The 21,229-nt window shown below is 64.6% G+C and carries 17 protein-coding genes; 5 read left to right on the plus strand and 12 right to left on the minus strand.

Features of this window, described 5'->3' with window-relative positions:
• Positions 1-2: 2 nt before the first annotated feature.
• From EPO41_RS16650 to EPO41_RS16660, 3 genes are read right to left on the minus strand one after another with little or no spacing between them, the layout of a single operon-like run.
• Entirely contained in the window at positions 3-659 is a 657-nt protein-coding gene (locus tag EPO41_RS16650) for an HAD-IA family hydrolase (protein WP_296327081.1), read from the minus strand.
• Between the two features lie 12 nt (positions 660-671).
• Positions 672-1,556, minus strand: a complete 885-nt coding sequence (locus EPO41_RS16655; protein WP_296327083.1) for a TauD/TfdA family dioxygenase — start codon at positions 1,554-1,556, stop codon at positions 672-674.
• A gap of 9 nt (positions 1,557-1,565) precedes the next feature.
• Positions 1,566-2,534, minus strand: coding sequence for a tripartite tricarboxylate transporter substrate binding protein (locus EPO41_RS16660; RefSeq protein WP_296327085.1), 969 nt, complete (start codon positions 2,532-2,534; stop codon positions 1,566-1,568).
• A 100-nt stretch (positions 2,535-2,634) separates the two neighbouring features.
• Between EPO41_RS16660 and EPO41_RS16665 the strand changes: the two genes are divergently transcribed.
• Both EPO41_RS16665 and EPO41_RS16670 read left to right on the plus strand, forming a co-directional pair.
• The gene (locus tag EPO41_RS16665) at positions 2,635-3,363 is read left to right on the plus strand and encodes a helix-turn-helix domain-containing protein (RefSeq protein ID WP_296327088.1); all 729 of its coding nucleotides are present in this window, start codon (positions 2,635-2,637) and stop codon (positions 3,361-3,363) included.
• 26 nt (positions 3,364-3,389) lie between these two features.
• Complete coding sequence (locus EPO41_RS16670) at positions 3,390-4,919, plus strand: arylsulfatase (protein ID WP_296327090.1); 1,530 nt, start codon at positions 3,390-3,392, stop codon at positions 4,917-4,919.
• A gap of 34 nt (positions 4,920-4,953) precedes the next feature.
• On the opposite strand, the gene EPO41_RS16675 is transcribed toward EPO41_RS16670, so the two are convergent.
• From EPO41_RS16675 to ccrA, 8 genes are all read right to left on the minus strand, one after another.
• Positions 4,954-6,240 (minus strand): PepSY-associated TM helix domain-containing protein, encoded by a 1,287-nt coding sequence (locus tag EPO41_RS16675; RefSeq protein ID WP_296327092.1) that lies wholly within the window; start codon positions 6,238-6,240, stop codon positions 4,954-4,956.
• Between the two features lie 13 nt (positions 6,241-6,253).
• The gene (locus EPO41_RS16680) at positions 6,254-8,701 is read right to left on the minus strand and encodes a TonB-dependent receptor (protein WP_296327094.1); all 2,448 of its coding nucleotides are present in this window, start codon (positions 8,699-8,701) and stop codon (positions 6,254-6,256) included.
• 134 nt (positions 8,702-8,835) lie between these two features.
• The gene (locus EPO41_RS16685; RefSeq protein ID WP_296327096.1) at positions 8,836-9,861 is read right to left on the minus strand and encodes a FecR domain-containing protein; all 1,026 of its coding nucleotides are present in this window, start codon (positions 9,859-9,861) and stop codon (positions 8,836-8,838) included.
• 42 nt (positions 9,862-9,903) lie between these two features.
• Positions 9,904-10,446: an RNA polymerase sigma factor gene (locus tag EPO41_RS16690; RefSeq protein WP_296327098.1), complete on the minus strand. Its 543-nt coding sequence runs from the start codon at positions 10,444-10,446 to the stop codon at positions 9,904-9,906.
• Positions 10,447-10,535: 89 nt separating this feature from the next.
• Positions 10,536-10,679 (minus strand): hypothetical protein, encoded by a 144-nt coding sequence (locus EPO41_RS16695; RefSeq protein ID WP_296327100.1) that lies wholly within the window; start codon positions 10,677-10,679, stop codon positions 10,536-10,538.
• Between the two features lie 22 nt (positions 10,680-10,701).
• On the minus strand, positions 10,702-14,691 hold the full coding sequence (locus tag EPO41_RS16700; RefSeq protein WP_296327102.1) for a hypothetical protein: 3,990 nt from the start codon (positions 14,689-14,691) through the stop codon (positions 10,702-10,704).
• 164 nt (positions 14,692-14,855) lie between these two features.
• Positions 14,856-16,496 (minus strand): acyl-CoA dehydrogenase family protein, encoded by a 1,641-nt coding sequence (locus EPO41_RS16705; RefSeq protein ID WP_296327103.1) that lies wholly within the window; start codon positions 16,494-16,496, stop codon positions 14,856-14,858.
• Positions 16,497-16,635: 139 nt separating this feature from the next.
• Entirely contained in the window at positions 16,636-17,925 is a 1,290-nt protein-coding gene (gene ccrA, locus EPO41_RS16710) for a crotonyl-CoA carboxylase/reductase (RefSeq protein WP_296327104.1), read from the minus strand.
• 209 nt (positions 17,926-18,134) lie between these two features.
• On the opposite strand from ccrA, the gene EPO41_RS16715 reads away from it, so the two are divergent.
• From EPO41_RS16715 to EPO41_RS16725, 3 genes are all read left to right on the plus strand, one after another.
• Positions 18,135-19,409 (plus strand): LLM class flavin-dependent oxidoreductase, encoded by a 1,275-nt coding sequence (locus EPO41_RS16715; RefSeq protein ID WP_296327106.1) that lies wholly within the window; start codon positions 18,135-18,137, stop codon positions 19,407-19,409.
• 4 nt (positions 19,410-19,413) lie between these two features.
• Positions 19,414-20,205, plus strand: coding sequence for an alpha/beta hydrolase (locus tag EPO41_RS16720; RefSeq protein ID WP_296327108.1), 792 nt, complete (start codon positions 19,414-19,416; stop codon positions 20,203-20,205).
• A gap of 97 nt (positions 20,206-20,302) precedes the next feature.
• Positions 20,303-20,887 carry a hypothetical protein gene (locus tag EPO41_RS16725; protein ID WP_296327110.1) on the plus strand — a complete coding sequence of 195 codons (585 nt, stop codon included), beginning with the start codon at positions 20,303-20,305 and terminating at the stop codon, positions 20,885-20,887.
• A gap of 58 nt (positions 20,888-20,945) precedes the next feature.
• Here EPO41_RS16725 and EPO41_RS16730 read toward each other — a convergent pair whose 3' ends face one another.
• Positions 20,946-21,227, minus strand: coding sequence for a DUF427 domain-containing protein (locus EPO41_RS16730; protein ID WP_296327112.1), 282 nt, complete (start codon positions 21,225-21,227; stop codon positions 20,946-20,948).
• Between the last annotated feature and the right edge of the window lie 2 nt (positions 21,228-21,229).

Below are 21,229 nucleotides of genomic sequence, written 5' to 3' on the forward strand. Positions count from 1 at the left end.
GCTCATACGCGAGGCGCCCAGGCGAGCATCGGCAGCGACGACATCGCATCGAAGGTCCGGCCGCCCGCGGCGCGCAGCGCCTCGGCATCGGCATAGGTCGCGCCGACATAGGCCAGCGCCCGCATGCCCGCGGCCCGTGCTGCCTGGATGCCGGGCAACGAATCCTCGACCACCATGCAGTCGAACGGCTGCTGGTCCATCTGAATGGCAGAGTGAAGAAAGAGATCCGGGAACGGCTTGCCTCGCGGCACCTGGGTCGAGCTGAAGATGCGGCCCTCGAAGCGCGACCACAGGCCGGTGATGCCGAGCGTGACCCGCATCTTGTCGAGACTGCCCGAGCTGGCGACGCAGGTGGCGATGCCAGCCGCCTCGATCGCGTCGATCGCCTCGACGACGCCGGGAACGACGCCCAGCGGCGCATCGCGAAAGGCCTGCAGGGTGTCGGCCTGGAGGCAAGCGACGAAGTCGGCTGGCAGGGCCCGGCCGAGTTCGCCCTCGACAATCTCCACGCAGGATTTCATCGAGCGGCCCATCAGCCGGCGCATCGTTTCCTCGACGCTCCAGTCGAGGCCTTCGCGCCGGAGCGCACGGGCAAAGCAGGTGTTGGCGAGGGGTTCGCTGTCGACCAGCACCCCGTCGCAATCGAATATGACCAGCACCCGCCAGAAATATCAGTAAGGCTTGTCGCCTGCCACCGTGACCCGGTTGCCGCTGCGGGTGTGCGGCCAGTAGTCCCACATCGCGCGATGCTGGACGCAGCGATTGTCCCAGAAGGCGATGGAATTCTCCTGCCAGCGGAAGCGGCACTGGAAGAGCGGGTTTTCCATATGCTCGTACAGATACCGCAGGATGGCGTCGCTCTCGTCGCGCGGCAGGCCGACCAGCGAGCGGGTGAAGCCGCGATTGACGTAGAGTGCCTTCTTGCCGGTCACCGGATGGGTGCGCACCACCGGGTGGATGGCGCGCGGATACTCCGGCTTGTCGACGACGTTGTAGTTCTTGTAGAGGCCGCGATAGACCGACTCGCCGTCATGGACCGCGGTCAGCCCGTCGAGATAGGCCTTCATGCGATCCGACAGCGCCTCGTAGGCGGCGTACATGCTGGCGAACAGCGTGTCGCCGCCCTTGGGCGGGCACTTCTTGATGTAGAGGATGCTGCCCATGGGCGGCTCGAGGTCGCAGCTCACGTCTGTGTGCCAGCCCTCGCCATTGGCACGCGGCGAATCCTTGTCGGCGTGGATGATCATGAGCTCGGGCTTGCCGGGTTCGCTCGGCGCCGCGGGATGGGTATGCAGGTCGCCGAACAGCCGGCCGAAGGCCAGGTGCTGATCCTGGCTGATGTGCTGGTCGCGGAAGAAGATGACCAGGTTCTCCGCCAGCGCTCGATGGATCTCGTCCTGCTGCCGGTTGGAGAGCGGCTGGCTGAGGTCGATTCCGCTGATTTCCGCGCCGAGGATCGGCGTCAGCTTGTCGAGGGTGATGGTCTCGTACGGGGCGCTCTCGTCGGCATTGTGCCGGTAGCGCGGACCCGCATTGGCGTTTAGCGATCCTGTCATGGGTCTCTCCTACTCCACCTTGATGTTGGCTCGACGGATGATCTGGCCCCAGCGCTCCTTCTCGGCGCTGGCGAAGGCGGCGAACTCGGCCGGACGCATGAGCTTCGGCGTGCCGCCCATCGCCGCCAGTCGCTCGATGACTTCGGGCATCGCCGACACGGTATAGAGGTCTGCGTTGATCCGATTCACGATCTCCACCGGCGTTCCCTTCGGTGCGTAGAAGCCCGTCCAGGTCGTCAGCAGAACCTCGGGAAGGCCCGCTTCCGCCGCCGTCGGCATCGCGGGCACGGCCGCGTAGCGTTCGCTGTCGGTCACGAACAATCCCTTCAGCGCGCCGCGGTCCATCGCGATCTTGGCGTTGACGGTATCGATCATCATGAAGGTGAGCAGGCCGCTCTGGACGTCGGGGATCGCCTGCGGGTTGCTCTTGTAGCCGACATAGACCGCCTCCACCCCCGCCGCCATCTTGTAGAGTTCGGAGGCGACGCGGGCCGGCAAGGCGCCAGCCCCGTAATTGTGCTTGCCGGGCTCGGCCTTCAGCTTCGCCGTCAGCTCTGCGGCCGTGTTGATCGGGCTGTTCCTGTCGACCAGCAGCACGAAGGGCGAGGTGCCCATGCGCGAGATCGGCGCGAAGTCGGCGATGGGATCATAAGGCAGCTTGTCGTAGATCGCGGGATTGACGACCTGGGTCATCGCCGACGTCGCGAACAGCGTCAGCCCGTCGGGCTTGGCGCGCGCGACGGACTCCGCCGCAGGGATGCCATTGCCGCCGCCCTTGTTGTCGATCACCACGGGCTGGCCCCACAACGCCGAGAGGCGCTCGGCATAGACGCGGGCGCTGATGTCGGTTGCCGCACCGGCCGGAAACGGCACGACCATCGTCACCCGCCCCGGGGGAAATTTCTGTGCCCGCGCGATCGCCGGCGCCGCAAAGGCCGCCGCGCCCAGCCCCATCCCGAACTGCCGTCTGCCGATCATTTTTCCTCGTCGTTTCTTTGTTGCGCCAAGGTTAACGCCCCGCGAGCGGTTCCGCCTCGTCCAAGTCGACAGAGTCCGTATTACGGAATAGCCTCCCACCATGGCCATCGAGCCCGTTCGCCGCAGTTTCGCGATCCTAGAGGCGCTGAGCCGGCGCCCGCATGCAACGCTCGCTGTACTCGCAGGCGAGACGAGTTTGCCCCGCCCAACGGTCGTGCGTCTGCTCGGCACGCTGGTCGAACTGGGATACGCGACCCAGGTCTCGCGATCGCAGGGTTATCGCCTCACCGACCGCGTCCTCGCCCTCGCACAGGGCATCCGCTTCATCGATCATCTGGTCGACATCGCCGCGCCGCACATGCAGCGCTTCACGCAGGACCATGGCTGGCCGCTCTATCTCGGCTCGATCAGCCACCGCGCCATCACGATCCGCTATTCGACCGCGGCCGAGAGTCCGCTGTCCTTCGAGCGGACCGCCCTGCAGCGCCGCAGCCCGATCCTCTCGGGCGCGCTCGGGCGTGCCTGGCTCGCTTTCTCGACGGAGGAGGAACGGCGCGCGATCCTGCGCGACCTCGGCGTCCGCTACGATGCGAAACTGGCCACGGACTTTGCCCGGATACGCCGGGACGGCCATGCCTTCTCGGTCGTGACGCGCACCGCCCGGCTGCAGGGCATCGCCGTCGCCATTCACCGGAACGAACGCGTCCTGGGATGCATCTCGATGCGCTTCACCCGCTCCGCCATGAGCGAAGCCACGGCCGGCGCACGTTACGGCGCGCCGCTGACTGCGCTCGCACGCACCATCGCCATCGACGTGGCAAGCGAGTAGCTTGCGCGCAAATCAACGGAGGAAGCATGTCGGCATTCGACGCCATCGCAACGCAGACCGTGCGCAAGGCAAACCATCTCGAACCCGCTTTCGTGCACAAGGAAGACGTCGAAGCCGCAGCGCGAAAACTCGCCGCTCGAAAGAAGAAGCCCAACATCCTCATCTACCTGATGGACGACGTCGGCTGGGGCGACTTCGGCTGCTACGGCGGCGGCGTGGCCGTGGGCGCACCGACGCCCAACTTCGACAAGATCGCGCGCGGTGGCCTGCAGCTCACCTCCTGCTATTCCGAGCCGTCCTGCTCGCCTTCGCGCGCCACGCTCCATACCGGCCGCGTCCCGAACCGCCACGGGCTGCATCGTCCGCCGATGTACGGCGAACCCGGCGGCCTGCAGGGCGAGATCACGCTCCCGATGCTGCTCGGCCAGGCCGGCTACACGACGCAGGCGGTCGGCAAGTGGCATCTCGGCGAGAACGTGGAGAGTCAGCCTCAGCATGTCGGCTACGACGATTTCTACGGCTTCCTCTCCGTCTCCGACATGTACACGGAGTGGCGCGACCCGCACTTCTTCCCTGAGATCGTCTATTCGGACGCGCGCACCGAGTGGATCAAGAACATGCCCTTCAACCGCTGCTTCGTGCACGCGACCAAGGGCAAGGAACTGACCAATGTCGAGGAAGTGACGATCCCCGTCCTCTCCGAACTCGACGAGAAGTGGTGCAAGTATTCCGAGGCGTTCATCGAGAAGCAGGCCAGGTCGGACAAGCCGTGGCTGCTCTATCACTGCACGCGCGGCGCCCACTTCGACAACTATCCGGGCGAGAAGTTCCTCGGCAAATCGCCGGCCAAACATCCCTACAAGGACACGCTGCTCGAACTGGACGAGATCATGGGCCGCCTCGTCGAGGCGCTGCGCAAGTCTGGCCAGCTCGAGGACACGCTGATCTTCATCTCGTCCGACAACGGCCCGCACATGGAGACTTGGCCCGACGCCGCGTTCACGCCATTCCGCTGCGCCAAGGGCTCGACCTGGGAGGGCGGCGTGCGCGTCCCCGGCCTGATGTACTGGCCCGGCACGATCGAGGCCGGCCGCCAGAGCGACGGGCTGTTTGACTTCAACGACATCGTGCCGACCGCGCTCGGCCTTGCCGGAGCCTCCGACCTGCTTCCGTCGGATCGCTACATCGATGGCGTCGACCAGACCTCGTTCCTGCTGGCGCCCGACGGCCTCTCGAACCGAAAATATCACTACTACTGGCTGAGCCAGACCTTCTCGGGCATGCGCTGCGGCGAATACAAGATGGTGCTGTCGGCCACGAGCGACAACGCGACGGACGCCTTCGGCACCGGCGGCTTCACCGGCGTGCTGGAGCGCTACACCTATCCGAAGCTGTTCAACCTCTATCTCGACCCAAAAGAGCAACACAACTACCTGACGCGCAAGCTGGCCTACATCGAGGCCTTCCAGCTCGGCATGCGCAACCACCTGGGCACGTTCAAGAAGTACCCCGCCAAGAAGATCATGGGTATAAAGGTCGAAGACAAACGCGAGTAGGATCAGGCGGCGCGGGGATCGCGCAGCGATCCCGCTAGTCCGCGGACGTCGTCAGGCCGACAGGACCGTGCGTATGCCCACGCACGGCGAGACGTGCGCGACGCTTGCGATACCAGATCACGACGCCGGTCACAGACAGGACCGCGACCACGACCCCCATGACCGAGATCAGGATACGACCCGGTACGCCGAGGATCCGGCCCGAATGCAGCGGGAACTGCGCCTGGACGAAGATGTCGGCCGCCGTGCCCTTCCAGGGTTCACGATCGCCCAGCAGGCGGCCGTCCCTACCATCGAAATAGAGCCGCGCCGGCCCGACGCCCGCGCTGCCGTGATCGTCGCCGGGACGAAAGAACATCGCGCCATAGATTCCGTAATGCTGGGCGTAGAAGACGCCCCCGACGGGCGGCGCCCAGCCGCGGCGCACACCTTCGGCCCGCGCGAGTTCGATAACTTCGGCGAAGCCGACACCCGGATCGATCGGCCGATGCTTGTCGGCCATGGTTCGCAGTTCGAAGGGCCCCGGCGTCACTTTCGAGATCAGCGACATCATCGGATAGAAGGCTTCCCGGTAGAGGTTCAGCGAGAAGCCCGTGAAGGCCAGGATGAACAGCAGGAGCCAGGTCCACAGCCCGAACGCCCGATGGACGTCGAAGTTGATGCGGTAGGCGCTGCCGGACGTCTTGATCCTCCAGGCCGGCTTCCAGCGCGCCCACCAGCCGCGCTTCAGGGCGCGCACGACACCGGCGGGTCGGTCCGGGTGCGACGGATGGCGAACCGGCAACGTCAGGTAGAAGCCGATGAAGCAGTCGACGGCCCAGATGGCGGCCACGACGCCCAGCAGCCATAGGCCCCATCGGTCGATGCCCCACATCTCCGGGATGTGCAGGCTGTAATGCAGCTTGTAGAGGAACGAGACGAAGGTTTCCGACGTAATCGGCCAGGCCTGTCCCCATTGACGCCGGCCCAATACGGTGCCGCTCGACGGATCGAGGAAGACCTGATTGTAGCCCGGTTCGTAGAGGCGGCCCGTCGCGGGATCGACGCGCGGCTGTACGCTGAACGACAGCGATTCGCCCGGCTCGGCGGCCAGCGGCACATAGGTGACCCGCACGCGCGCATCGCGCGCCTCAACCTGCCGTGCCAGATCGAGAGATGCCATCGCCGGACCATTGGCGACCGCCTCGTGAAGATGCGCGTTCAACAGGTCGTCGAGTTCGTGATCCCACGAGATCACCGCGCCGGTCAGCCCCGACAGGAACAAAAAGGCCGCGATCGCAAGTCCGATCCATCGGTGAACGAGCGTAAAGGCATGGCGCATGGTCGCGTCCCGATCAGAAGTCGGCCGTCAGGGAGACGTAAATGGTCCTCGGGGTGCCGCGATAGACGATGCCGCCGGTATAGCCCGACTGCCACGAACTCTCGTTGAAGAGGTTCTCGACATTGGCCCGCAAGGCGATCGGCTTGTGGTCGACTTCGAAGCGATAGCGTGCGCCGACACCGACCAAGGTGTAGGCGGGGATGGCCTGGGTATTGGCTTCGTTGATGTACTGGCCGCTGAAGAAGTTGACCCTGCCGGTAAGTGTCAGAGCCTTCATGAAGGGTGTGTCCCATTCCGCGCCCAGCTTGAGCGTGACGTCAGGTGATGCGGGCGCTTTCATTCCGTTGAAGGTTCCGCCCGCCGTCTGCGTCAATCGGGCATTCAGCAGCATCAGGCCTCCCAGGAGACGGACCCCCTCGATCGGTTCTCCGAAGACGTTCAGTTCGATGCCCTGGTTGACCTGCTGGCCGTCCACCGAGAAGACGCTCGTCGCCGGATTGGTGATCCCGGCCGGCTGAGTGATCTCGAACAGGCCCAGGGTGGCAGTCCATTTTCCAAAATCGACCTTGGCGCCGACCTCCAGCTGCCACGACTGCGTCGGCGCGAAGATCTGCCCCGCATTGACGGCCGTGGTGGGTGCCGTCGGGCCCTGCTGCAGCGCCTGGATGTAGTTTCCATAGAGCGAGACATTCTGCCAGGGCTTGACGATCGCGCCGACGGCGGGCGAGAGCGCGCTCGCAAAGTAGCTGCTCGAGAGGGCGCCGGTCGTCGTGAAGTTATCGTTCTGGATCGACTGGTTGCGCGCGCCGAGCATGACCTGCACGCGCTCGTCGAAGGCCGACAGCGTGTCCGTCAGGGCGAACGAGCCGAGCGAGGTCGCCGAGGCTTTCGGCGGGTTGTAGTTGAAAGCACCGCTGGCCGGCGCACTGGTCATGACGGGATTGTAGAGGTTGGTCGACTGGGAGAAGGCGAAGGGCAGGAACGTGCTGCCGACGACTTCCCAGTAGCCCGTGGCCACCATGGCCATCGAATGGCTGATCGGCCCGGTCTTCATCTTGCCACGGACGCCCACCTCGCCGGTCTGCTTCCAGAAAGTGCGGGAATATTGCTGCCCGGAAGCGAGGAATCTGCCCTGCGCGGTCATGTTCCGGCCAATAGTGCGCAGCCAGTTTTCGCGGAAGTAGGACTGGCCATAGGCGGCGAACGCGATCCAGTCGTTGGCGAGATCGACCTCGCCCCGCGCCATCCCGTAGACGAATTCGGTGTCGATGGTCTCCCAAGGCTGCTGTACGGCGGACATGGCATTTGGTGCGGCAGGCACCTGCTGGTTGGCCGACATGATGAAGAGCTGGTTGCCCGCCATCGTATCCTGCTTCGTGTAGCCGAAGTACGTGGCAAGTCGCACGTTGGACCCGGCATAGTCGAGCGCGAGAGCCGCGTTGCCGACCCGCTCCTTGTTGTTCTGGAGCGGCGTATAGCCGTCTCGATACAGCCCGTTGAAGCGAATGCCGAACGCGCCATCCTTGCCGAACCGCCGGCCGACATCGGCCACCGCACCGACCTGACCGCTGGTGTTGTAACTCGCGCCGGCGGAAGTGAGCGGTTGGGCACCGGCCTTCTTCGGCGACAGGTTGATCGTGCCGCCGACGGCACCGACATAACCGTTCAGGAAGGCACTCGGGCCGCGAAAGACCTCCACGCGCTCGAACGCCTCGACGGGTACGCGGTCTTCCTGCACGAGGCCGTAGAGGCCGTCGAACGAAACGCCCCCGGCCCCAAGCAGGAACCCGCGAATGCGGAACTGGTCGAACATCGACAGGCCGTACTTGGTGGCCGCTGCGTCGTTGGCGACCACGTCGGCGATCGTCCGGGCCTGCTGGTTCTGAACGAGCGTCGACGTGTAGCTGGTGCTGGTGAACGGCGTGTCCATGGTGTCGCGATTGCCCAGGAAGCCCTCGCGTCCCCCGGTCGCGACCTGACCGCCGGCGTAAGGCGGCGGCAGGTTGTCGATCGTCGACTGTTGGTTCAGCCCCTGCACCTGGACCGCATCGAGCTGCATGGCGCCGGAGCCGGCATCCGGTGCTTTGGTGATCGTCACCGTGTTCGCGCCGGTGAAGGCAAATGACACGCCGGTGCCGGCCAGCAGCTGCTGCAACGCCTCGCGCGGCGCGAGCATGCCGCTGACGCCGGGCGAACGGATCGTCGAGATATCGCCTGTCCTGTAGGCGAAGGAAATGCCGGTCTGATCCGCGAACCGGTCGAGCGCCGAAGCGAGAGGCTGGGCGGGAATGGCGAAACTGCGCGGCTGGCTCGACTGCGCGAGCTGCTCGCCCGCCACAGGAGGTACCACGTGGTTGTCCGCCCGTGCGGGTGCCTGCAGAAGAAGCACGGCGGCCGCCGCCACCGCGCCAGCCACGCCCCGGTGCATCTTCTTCGCAGACCCGATTTCGCTCTCACGCATTATTCGTGCCCTCAACGCTTCACGCCGGGGCCTCGACGCGAACAAATCGAATGCGCGCGCTCCCCATCTCTAGATCGAGCGAGGCCGGCGCAACCGGTGCGGGTTTGGTATTTTTTTTGACGCCTGCGCCAGCGTCAGCGCACGATCGTCAAGTAGTTGGTGACGCGCGTGACCGAGAGGCCATGAGTGGCGGCGATCGCATCGATGCCGCCGTCGAGGTCGGCCAGTGCAACCCGCGCCGTCACCGCGCTGTCGCTGGATCTGGCTCCCATCAGGACGATCCTGCCCCTGTGGTAGCGACCGATTTCCGCCAGGGCCTCCGCCAGCGGACGACCGCGGATGACGATGGAGCCATGACGCCAGGCCGTCGCCGCACCAGCATCGAGCGTACGGACGGGGCCCGGAGCCTCACCGCGGCGGTAGCTCACCTGCTGTCCCGCCTCGACCATCGCGTCGCGTTCCGATGGCATCGAAGCGGAGGCCCCGTCGGGAGACTTAACCCGCACGATGCCTTCGGTAACCGTCACCGTTGCCCCACCGTCCACCTCCCTGACCGCGAACGCGGTGCCAATGGCGGTTGTCCGGCCATCCGCCGCCACGACGTCGAAGGGGCGTGCTGCATCCTTCTGGACTTCGAACAAGGCCTCGCCCTGCAGCAGCTTCACGCGGCGGCGCTCTCCGGTGTAGGCGATGTCGATGGCCGTATCGGTGTTGAGCCAGGCGATCGATCCGTCGGGCAGAGACACCATCCGCTGTTCGCCGGTCGCCGTGCTGTGGTCGGCCAGCAATCTCGCAGGCAGGCGCGAGGTCTCGGGACCGAAGACGAAGAGCAAAAGGCAGGCCGCCGCCAGCCCGGAGACGATCGAACCGGTCTGCCGCCAGGGCCGCCGAGGCCGGGGCTGAGGCGACGTCTCGAGCCGTCGCTCGCGGCCCCTCGGCGCGAAAGCGGGTTCGAGCGGGCCGATATCGGACCAAAGGCTGCCGAGTTCTTCGTAGGCAGCACGATGACGCGGATCGGCATCGCGCCACGCCTTGAAGCGGGCATCCTCTTCCGACGACAGATTCCCGGCCCCATGACGCAGAAACCAGTCCTGCGCCGCGGCGTCGATTTCGTCGGCGTTTCTGTGTCGGTTGCCTTGCTCGGTCACTTCTGGCTGCACGCTCTTTCGCCTGGTCCCCCATCCTATAGACGAGTGAGCCCGCTACTTCCTGTGCGTCCCGCTGCCGGAGTTCGGTTCGGCGGCGCGGAAGCGACGGCGCGCCCGCATTAGCGTGTCCATGGCGAGCTTCAGATCCCGGTAAACCGTCGTAGCCCCGAGCCCGAGAATGGCCGCGATCTCGGCCTGGGACCTGGCCTCATACCGATGCAGATGGAAGACTTGGCGGCAGCGCTCGGGAAGATCGGCAATCGCGGCCTCGAGATGTCGCAGCTCGTCTCGCGCCAGAGCGTGGCGCTCGGGCGTGAGTTCGTCTCTCTGTTGCCAGACCGTGCCGCCGGATTCGGCCAGGATGACGCCCCGTCGGCCCTCGACGCGCAGATGGTCGGTCGCGAGGTTGGAGGCCACGCCGAATACATAGGCCTTGCGGTCACGAATCTCCGAATGATCGGTGACGCCCATCAGCTTCAAGTAGAGATCGTGGGCAATGTCGGAGGCAAGCTGCACCGAGCCGAGCCTTTTCGCGAGAAAGCGCTGCAACTCCCACTCATGCTCGCGATATGCCTGCAACAGCGCCGATTTCTGCATCTGCCTACGCCCCTGCCCCCGGCGTCGGGGCGCAAGCTACATCAATTGCGAATTACTATCAATTGCTGCACACAGATGATGTTGGCACCTCACCACGGCACCGGATCGCCGCGGTGATCGAAGAAGCCGCCGTTGCTGCCGAGCGGCAGACGGTCGATCACCTCGAGCAGCCGGAAAGGGTGAGACCACTCCAGAGGCTCGATCGTGGCCGTCTCCTCCCTCGCTCGGCGCAAGACCAAGACTGTGTGCGAACGCTCAGCCGTTTGGCTGGGTGAGCAGGTTCTGGACGTCGGCCCCGGCCATCGTATCCGTGACGCGGGTCCCGCCTGAGTGGTACGTGTAAGTCAGGTCGCTGGCGTCTGACAGGTGGATCCCGAACAGCGTGACCACCGCATTGAGACCGCCGCTGGTCAGCGTCAGCTGATTCGTCGACGAATTCCAGTTCTTGGTCACGGAGGCATCGTAGGCGATGCTGAAGAAGTCGATAATTCCAGTCGACACCGCGAAGCCGGAAACGACAACGTCGCCGGCGGAGGAGTTGCCCACTTCGACAATGCTGCTCGTGGCATTGATATTGACGTTACCCTGACCGCCACTATCAAATCTCACAAGGCCACCGTCCAGTTGGACGCCGCTTGCCACGGCGCTCGTATGGATGAACATCTCGCCGCCCGCGCTGATGGTGGCATCGTTCACGATCGTGCCCGCATCCCAGGCCCAGAGCGCGCCGCCAGATGAGACCTGGGTGCCGGTGGCGCTGGCACCAGAGTAAACGTATTGAAGTGCGTCAGACGCCTGGATCGACGTCGAGGTCGCCGTCGTCCCCGTGCCCCAGACATTTTGCTGGCCACCGGCATGCACTTGAACAAGATTGGTACTTGCCCCTGAATACACATGCTGAGCGCCACCATTCAGCGTCGTCAAGAAAGCGGAAGCGCCGGCTCCCCAGACCTTCTCCTCGGAGCCAGCATTCATCGTATTGTGGAACGAATAGCCCCCTGCATCGACTTGCAATTCGGTCCCGACCAATAGCGTCAAATAGCCTGCGCTGCCGCCAGAGTAGATTGTTGCGATGCCGCTGCCGGGTTGAAACGTCCCACCGCCGACCACCCCGCCTGAGTGAACGAGGATATTGCCGCCAGATACGGTCGGCCCACCGGTGCCAGGGCTGTCGAGGGTCAAACCAGAACCCACGGAGCCGCCGGACGACACATGGACGGTGCCACCGGCGTATATTGTGGTATTCAACGCGTATCCGCCGCTTTCCACGACTTGGTTGCCGCCGCTCAGCACGGTCGTGCTCAAAGCCCAGCCGGCGCTCTTTATGTGCTGATAGGCGCCCGCGTTGAGCGTCATGCCGAGCGCCGTAGCGCTGGTGGCGTAACCACCGCCGCCCACGACCTGTGTGCCGCCGCCGTTGACCGAGCCGCCGGAGATGGTGCCGTAGACGTAGTCGTGTCCACCATTGGCAATCGTCGTATCGCTAGCCGTCGTGCCAGACCATACCTGATGTTCTCCGATGACGATCGATCCGATGTCGCCGGTTCCTCCGGCCAGGTACATGACGCCACCCGCGCTGATCATCGTGGCGCTCGCCGTACCGCCCGAGTTGACGGCCACATGACCACCGTTTGAGATGATGAGGCCGGTGCTCGTTTGAGGCGCATTGACGTAGAGTGTGGTGTTGCTGACGACCGCACCCTGCTGGACGGTAAAGCTCTGCACGACGCTGGCGCTGTTCAGCGGGTTGGCGAATCCACTGTCGGTCGGCAGGAACTCCTGCATCTGTACAGTGTAGGTGCCGTTGGCGAACTGGATCGGCGCATCCGTCGCCCAGACGCCGTCGCTGTCAGCCGTCGCCGTCGTATAGTAGATCGTACTCTCGCCCGTGCCGCTGCTCGACAGCCCCTCGGTCGGCAACGAGCCTGTGGTCGCGGTAAAGACCAGTCGGGCGATGTTGTCGCCGTTGGTCTTGTTCGTATAGGCGCTGACGAAACTGCTGCTTAGGGCAGCCCGTTGCTGCACGGCGGCGCTGTCGGCACCGTTCCAGCCGAAGACGAGCCCGCCATTATAGACCGTCACGGGATTTGTAACGGGAATGGTGCGCGTGGTGTTGCTGCTCACGACCGTTTGGGACGTCTGAACGTTCCAGACCTGATATGCTTCCAGAAAGGGGGCTCCAGTCCCCTCGGTGTAGCCGGGACGCATTCCGACGAGAGGAGCGAAAGGCTGCAAATAGACATCCGGCGCAGCTGCAGACAGGGGGACAACCGTCATCAGGGACGGATCGAGGCTGTTGTTTCCACCGTTCTGGAAGTTGACCTGTACCAGTGCGCCGTTGCCGGAAATGTACTGCTGGCCGCTGACGTCAGTGCCTGCCGAGAACACACCGCTGACGGTGGCAAGACCGTCGATCGCCAAGGCGCCGGCCTGTCCGGTATAGGCTGGATTGAGGATCAGACCGCCGGAGTTGACCGTTTCATAGAGGTTGAAGACCTTGTGCGCGGCGGTGCCGGACGAACCGACCTCGAGCTGGTACCACGACACGCCGGCCGAACCCACTGGCAAGCCAGTGATCTGGATGATGCCGGGGTTGTTGTCGCCCGTCCACGCAGCAGAGAAACTACTGCCGCTGCCTGTGATCGTATAGTTGGCTCCGTAGTGCTCGGCGCTGGCGAAGGAGCCTCCGCTGTGCACCAGTGGCACACGCACGTCTTCCTGGACGATGTTGGACACTACGCTCTTGAGCACGATCGTAACGGGCGTACCGGGATCGAGAGACATCGCGCCGATGCCAAAATCGAACTGGTGCATGGGCCCGCCAGTGACGATCTGGTTAGGGGCCTGATAGGTGCCGGCACTTATGAAATTGTTGATGGTTTGCGAGGTGTAGCCTGCCGGCTGTTCGTTGTCGGCGAACAGCGTGACGGTGATATCGTTGGAGTCTATGGCGTGCCCGGAACCATCGGACACATTGATGAGAGGGCCGACGTCGAAGGCTCGCGTCAGGAAGTCCGAATACCCGTTGCCGTAGGAATTGGTGTGCTCGAAGAAGACCTTGGCATAGGGATCGTGGAAGCTGCCGCTGGCCGATGTCACCGCCCCGTCCCCGGAAGAGATCGCTCCTCCGAAGGCGTAGGTTGGATCCTGGTTCCATTCCTTGTTCAGGATGATGGACCCTGAGACGTGTGAGTTCTGCGACGTGGCGGTGGCATTCCAGTATCCGGCCGTGAAGCCTGCAATGAAGTCGCGCAGCACCGCGCCCCACTGGTTGTTGGCTCCGGTGTTCATGCTCAGCGTCGTCGTACTGCCGGTACCGTTGCCGGCGGAGAGGCCGCTGACAGTCGCATTGCCCAGCGTCATGTAGATGCTGTTGGCCAGGTCGTCCGGGCTGATCGTGATGGTGCCCCGGATCTGGCTGGTATCGTCGGGAGTCAGCTTGAAATTGACGCCGTCGAAGGTGACATCGTAGGCGTAGAAACCGGCGTTGTGCCAGACGCTACTGGCGTCTTTTGCACCATTGAAATAGCCGGCGATCTGGATCTGGCCAGGGTCGCCTGACGTCGTGGCCGACGAAGTGGTCCCGCTGTGGAGCGAGGAAACGTAGCTGTCCCATTGCCCGGTTGAATAGGTGGTGCCGGCGACATTGTTGGCGATCGCCGTGGCCGGCGAGATCGCCATCCGAGGCTGCGGGGTCGCATATCCTCCGTTATTGATGGCGGAGAAATACTGGATACTGCCGGAGCCACCGGCGCTGGCGAGCGCGTACCAGATGCCACCACTATCGCTGACGGTGCCTCCGCTTATGTGGTAGCCGCGCGAGGCGCTGGTTGCCGGCGAGACGCCCGAATAGACGACCTCGATGCCCATCGGGATGCCGAAGCCCTCGATGCTCGTGAGATTGCCCGCATCGGCGGCGGCCGGCGTAAAGCTCACCTCGAAGCTGTCGTAGCGATAGTTCAGCGCCTCGGCACTGGTCGACGGCCCCGTCGGAACGATATCGGCCTCGTTGCTGATCTTCGTATCGACGGAGTTCCCGGTGCCGGGGTCCGAATCCGTGCTCTGCAGGATGAAATAGATCTTCTGACCCGCCCCCGTGGGGCTTACGGTGACGCTGGAGCCGGTGAGCTTTGCCCATGTCGGGTTGGCACCGCCCGCATCGAAATAAACGGCCCAGCCGGTAACGCCTCCTGACGAGAGTTGCGCCTGCATGGCGCTCGTAAGAACGATCTTTACATCCGGCATGCGTGCCCCGCGCTCAGGATGGCTCGAGAGGAGCCTTCCTGCACAGTTCCCCGCGCCACAATGTATCAACAGACTCAGTGAGAAAACTAAAATCTATTCAATGTAAGAGGCTCTCCTGGCGTCGTGGCGAAGAGTCTCGCCGCCTTCCTGTCCGCTTTTGAGAACTAGTTGCGTCCCTCGATCAGGCCGCGACAGACGACTTGGGCCTGGATCTCGGCCGCACCCTCGAAGATGTTGAGGATGCGCGCATCGCATAGCACGCGACTGGCGGGATACTCCATCGCATAGCCATTGCCGCCGTGGATCTGGAGCGCATTGTCGGCGTTGCTCCAGGCGACGCGCGCAGCCAACAGCTTGGCCATGCCGGCCTCGATGTCGCAACGGCGATCGGAGTCCTTCTCGCGCGCGGCGAAGTAGGTGAGCTGGCGGGCGATCATCGTCTCGACGGCCATCCAGGCGATCTTACCGGCAACGCGCGGGAACGCATAAAGCGGCTTGGCGAACTGGATGCGTTCCTTCGCATAGCGCAGGCCGAGTTCGAGCGCGTTCTGTGCCACGCCGACGGCGCGCGCCGCGGTCTGGATGCGGGCGCTCTCGAAGGTCGCCATGAGCTGCTTGAAGCCCTGCCCCTCCTTCTCACCCAGCAGGTTCGCGGCCGGCACCTCGAAGCCGTCGAAACCGATCTCGAATTCCTTCATGCCGCGATAGCCCAGCACCCTGATCTCGCCGCCGCTCATGCCCTTAGCGGGAAACGGATCGGCGTCGGTGCCGCGCGGCTTCTCGGCGAGGAACATCGACAGGCCCTGGTAGCCGGGCTTCGAGGTATCGCTGCGTGCCAGCAGCGTCATGATGTCGGCGCGCGCGGCGTGGGTGATCCAGGTCTTGTTGCCGTTGATCCTGTAGGTGTCGCCCTCCAGCACGGCGCGCGTGCGCAGGCTCGCGAGATCGGAACCCGTGTTTGGCTCGGTAAAGACCGCCGTCGGCAGGAGTTCGCCCGAAGCGATGCGCGAGAGGTATTTCTTCTTCTGTGCCTCGGTACCACCGGAACGGATCAGCTCGGCCGCGATCTCGGAGCGCGTGCCCAGTGAGCCGACGCCGATATAGCCGCGCGACAGCTCCTCGGTGACGACACACATGGCGAGCTTGCCCATGCCGAGCCCGCCCCACTCTTCGGGGACGGTCAGGCCGAACACGCCGAGGTCGGCCATCTGCTGCACCACCTGCAGCGGAATGAGTTCATCGCGCAGGTGCCAGCCATGGGCATGCGGCGCCACTTCGGTATCGACGAAGCGGCGGAACTGGCGGCGCACCTCTTCGAGCGCCTCGTCGTCCAGGCCGAGTGCGCCGAAGCCACCGGTGTCGAGACCATCTGAAATCAGTTCGGCAATGCGGCCGCGCACGGCCGGCGTGTTGCCGGCGATCAGCTTCACGACGGAAGACGTGTCGAGCGCGGCGGCGTCGAGGCCGAAGTCGCCCGGGCGCACGATCTCGACTTGGCTGATGGCGATGCCGCCCCTGAGCTGCGCGAGATACTCGCCGTAGGCCGACTGGAGGATCAGACTTTCGAGTTCGCCCCCGGCCCCCGCTTCGGCCCAGCGCCGCATCTGGCGTAGCGCCGCGACATAGGTCGCGATCCAGGCATAGCCGTGCGCGGCGAACTGCTCACGCTCCAGCAGCTTTGGATCGACCTTGCCCTGCGGCGCGACGAGTGCGCGCACGGCTTCGCGGGCGGCCGTCTCGTGGCGCTCGGCCGCGCCCTCGGCCTCGGCGCAAAGCGTGAGAAGGTCGGGAAGGATCAGGGACATGGCAGACTCGTCATCTCCTCCACCGCAGACGGGAGAGGTGCCCCGGAGGGGCGGAGGGGGAAAGCAACATGCCGGATTGGGGCTTTACCCCCTCCGGCCTTCGGCCACCTCCCCCGTGTGACGGGGGAGGTGGGAGTCCTCAGTCGTCCAGCGCGTCCTCGAGGGTGCGCAGGCCGGGGCGCTTGGCGGAGACCAGCACGGCCATGTTTCCGGGCTTGTGCTGGTTCTTCCACATCTTGGTGTGGGCCTTGGGAATGTCGGCCCATTCGAAGACTTCGCTCATGCACGGGTCGATGCGGCGCTCGATCACCAGCTGGTTGGCCTGGCTGGCCTGCAGCAGGTTGGCGAAGTGGCTGCCCTGGATGCGCTTCTGGCGCATCCAGACGAAACGCGCGTCCATGGTGAGATTGTAGCCGGTGGTGCCGGCGCAGAAGACCACCATGCCACCACGCTTCACGATGAAGCAGGAAACCGGGAAGGTCTGCTCGCCGGGATGCTCGAACACGAAGTCGACGTCATTGCCCTTGCCGGTATGTTCCCAGATCGCAGCGCCGAACTTGCGGCACTTCTTCATGTATTCCGCGTATCCTGCCTGATCGTCGACGTCGGGCAGCTGGCCCCAGCAGTCGAAGTCGTTGCGGTTGATGACGCCGCGCGCGCCGAGCGACATCACGAAATCCTTCTTCGACGGGTCGGAGATCACGCCGATCGCGTTGGCGCCCGCCGTGGCGATGAGCTGGATCGCCATCGAGCCGAGGCCGCCCGCCGCGCCCCACACCAGCACGTTGTGGCCGGGGCGCAGGATGTGCGGGCGGTGGCCGAACAGCATGCGATAGGCGGTGGCGAGCGTCAGCGTATAGGACGCGCTCTCTTCCCAGGTAAGATGCTGCGGGCGCTTCATGAGCTGGCGCGCCTGCACCTTGCAGAACTGGGCGAACGAGCCGTCCGGCGTCTCGTAGCCCCAGATGCGCTGGCTGGTGGAGAACATCGGGTCGCCGCCGTTGCACTCCTCGTCGTCGCCATCGTCCTGGTTGCAGTGGATGACGACCTCGTCACCGACCTTCCAGCGCTTCACCTTGGCGCCGACAGCCCAGACGATGCCCGAGGCATCGGAACCGGCAATATGGAAGGGCTGCTTGTGCACGTCGAACGGCGAGATCGGCAGGCCGAGCCCCGCCCACACGCCGTTGTAGTTCACGCCGGCGGCCATCACGAGGACCAGCACCTCATCCTCGCCGATCGTGTGGGTCGGCACGACCTCGAGCTGCATGGACTGTTCGGGCGGCCCGTGGCGGTCACGCCGGATGACCCAGGCGTACATGTTCTTCGGCACATGTCCGAGCGGCGGAATTTCACCGACCTCGTAAAGATCCTTCTTCGGCTGGTTGGCCGTGGGATGGGGGCGAGCCGCGAAAGCGACGACGGACATGGCAAATCCTCCTGCGTTGCGGCGAAACTATTGCTGCATTCGCGAGAGTGCAACGCACAAATACGATTCGGAACGGTTGGCACAGGGGAAAAACAACAAAATTACCCACGCCCTGCGGAAATTCCGCATTGCCGGCAACCACAAGTCGCGGCAGGCTTGTGAAGTAAACGGTCGTTTACCAAGCAGCTCGAGTTTAGGGAGAGCGCACCATGAAACTCATGTGGTTTCACCTGATGCCCTACACGGAGCTTCCGGAGGACTTCAACCGGAAGCACCCCTCGGTCTGGGTCGACATCCACTCATCGTTGTTCGATCCCCGGCGCGCGCACCACATGTACAACGACTTCATGGACGAGCTCGAATACGCGGCCGAGCTCGGCTACGACGCGATCTGCGTCAACGAGCATCATTCCAACGGCTATGGGCTGATGCCCTCGCCCAACCTGATCGCCTCCTCGCTGGCGCGCCGCACGACCGACACCGCGCTCTGCGTCATGGGCAATTCGCTCGCCCTCTACAATCCGCCGACGAGGGTCGCCGAAGAGTTCGCAATGATCGACTGCATCTCGGGCGGGCGGCTGATCGCGGGCTTCCCGGTCGGCTCGCCGATGGATACCTGCTACGCCTATGGCCAGAACCCGAGCCTTCTGCGCGAGCGCTATCTCGAGGCGCATGACCTCGTGAAGCGGGCCTGGACCGAAAAGGACACGTTCGCTTTCAACGGTCGCTACAACCAGCAGCGCTACGTCAACATCTGGCCGCGCCCCATCCAGGACGATCCGCACCCGCCAATCTGGATTCCCGGCGGCGGCTCGGTCGAGACGTGGCGGTGGTGTGCGGAAATGGACTACGTTTACTGCTACCTCTCGTACTACGGCTACAAGGCCGGGCTCTCGACAATGCAGGGCTTCTGGAACGAGATGGAGAAGCTAGGCAAGGACCGCAATCCCTACCGCGCGGGCTTCCTGCAGTTCGTCGGCGTCGCCGAGAGCCGCCAGCAGGCGCTCGACCTCTATACGGAGCCCGCCGAGTATTTTTACGGCCGCTGCCTGCATGTCGATGCGCGCTTCGCGACGCCGCCCGGCTACACGACCGAGGCGACGCAGCGCGCCGGCATCCAGAGCATGGTTAGCAAGGCGGCCAACACGGCGAGCTATTCCAGCAAGCTCAGCATGAAGGCCACCAACATGAAGGACATCGTGGACGGCGGCTACGTCATCATCGGCTCGCCCGACGAGGTGGTCGAACAGATCCGCCACATCGCCACCAGCCTCAACGTCGGCCATCTCATGCTGTTGCTGCAGTACGGCAACATGAGCAAGGACACCACCAAGTACAATTCGCGGCTGTTCGCCGAGAAGGTGATGCCGAAGGTCAAGGACCTGTTCGGCGAGTGGGAAGACAAATGGTGGCCCAAGCCGATGGCAAAGGGCCAACGCGCCGCCGTTCCCGCCTTCCGCCCGCAGACCGTCGCCGCGGAATAGCGCCATGTCCGCACACGCCACCACGACGATCGACGTCAACGGCCATTCCTGCCGCGTCTGGACCAAGGGCACCGGCCCCAGGCTAGGCTTCCTGGCCGGCCTCGGCGGCCTGCCGCGCTGGCTGCCGTTCCTCGACAGGCTCGCCGAGACCCGGACGGTCGTCGCGCCGTCCCTGCCCGGCTATCCCGGTGCCACCGGTCATGCCGAACTCGACACGCATCTCGACTGGGTGCTGGCCGTGCGCCAGATCGTAGACAAGGCAGGTCTGGCCGGGGCCGACTTGGTCGGCGCCTCGGTCGGCGGCGCGTTCGCGGCAGAAATGGCGGCGATCTTCCCCGGCCATGTCGGCAAGCTGGTCCTGATCGCCCCCTTCGGCCTGTTCGACGACAAGGAACCTGCCGCCGATCCCTGGGCGCAGCGCAAGGACGTGCTGCCCGGCCTGATGTGCGCCGAGCCGGCCAACTGGAACGAGCTGGTCGCCGCGCCCGAAGGCGCCAATCCGGTGGAATGGCCGATCGAGATGACCCGGGCGTCCGAAGCCGCCGCCCGGGCCTTCTGGCCGCTCGGCAACACGCGCCTGGAAAAGCGGCTGGGGCTGATCACGGCGCCGACGCTGATCCTGTGGGGCGACCGGGACCGCGTGCTTCCGCCCAGCTATGCCGGCAAGTTCGCCCAGGGAATCAACAAGGGGATTAACGGCGTGACGCGGGTGGAAACCGTCCCCAACGCCGGTCATCTGGCCTATCTCGATCAGCCCGAGGCCGTCGCGAAGGCCGTGTTGGCCCATTTTGCCTGAAAGCCTCACGCCCTTGGTGGTTGCTTCGCCGGTTCGGATCGCTATTGTCCGGCGCGTTAGGGGTTTTGCGAGGTACACGGCAATGACGATCCGTTCGATGAAGATGACCGCAGGCGCTTCCCTGTTCGCGGCGGTCCTGGCGATCGGCGCGAGCCTGCCCGAACGGCAGGCATCGGCCCAGGTGAGGCCGGTACCGCGCGAAGGCGTGGCCTTCAACAACGTGGTCACCCAGCGGGTCAAGATCGAGTCCGCCGACCCGGAGAGCCGCACGGTGGCCTTCACCATGCCGAACGGGCAGCTCGAGATCCTCCCGGTCGCCGACAGCGTCAAGAACCTGGATGCGATCGACGACGGGTCGATGGCCGACGTCACCTACTCCGAGGTGGTGACCATGCTGAACCTGCGCCAGAAGGGCCCGGGCGCCCAGCTCGCCCGCAAGGACCAGATGGGTCAGACGGCGAACCAGACCGACGTCGAGGCCGGCCGCTTCACCCTCACGGTCGTCGGAGTAGACCTCGCCAAGAACATGGTCTCGGTGATCGACGGCCGCGGCGGCCCGGTCCGCACCTATACGGCCAACTCGATCGCCAAGCAGGACATGCTGAAGAAGATCAAGGTCGGCGACGTCGTGATCGGCATGACGACGCCGCTGACGATCACCGCCATCTCGCCGGCGCGCTGAAGCGCTCCTCGCTGAAGGTCGAACGGCCGGCATCCGCCGGCCGTTTTCTTTTGGGATTTCAGCGAACGTTGACGTCGTTCCAGAAGCCGATCCAGTGATCCACCGGCTGCATGCGCGCCTGAGGCGCTTCATAGGACCACGCAGCGCGTGGGCTTCGCGTCTCCCCCGCCACGACGTCATAGAACTGAACGCCGTGCGGACATTGCAGGTCGCTGCCCGTCCTGGGCGTCTGCTTCAGCAAGTCCATGCGCACCGCGTCACGCGGAAAGTAGTGATAGCCATCGACTTCGAGCGTGCGGTCGCTCTCGGCGATCACCTTGCCTTGCCACACTGCCTTCATGG

It is taken from the genome of Reyranella sp., assembly GCF_004297265.1.
Taxonomy (GTDB): domain Bacteria; phylum Pseudomonadota; class Alphaproteobacteria; order Reyranellales; family Reyranellaceae; genus Reyranella.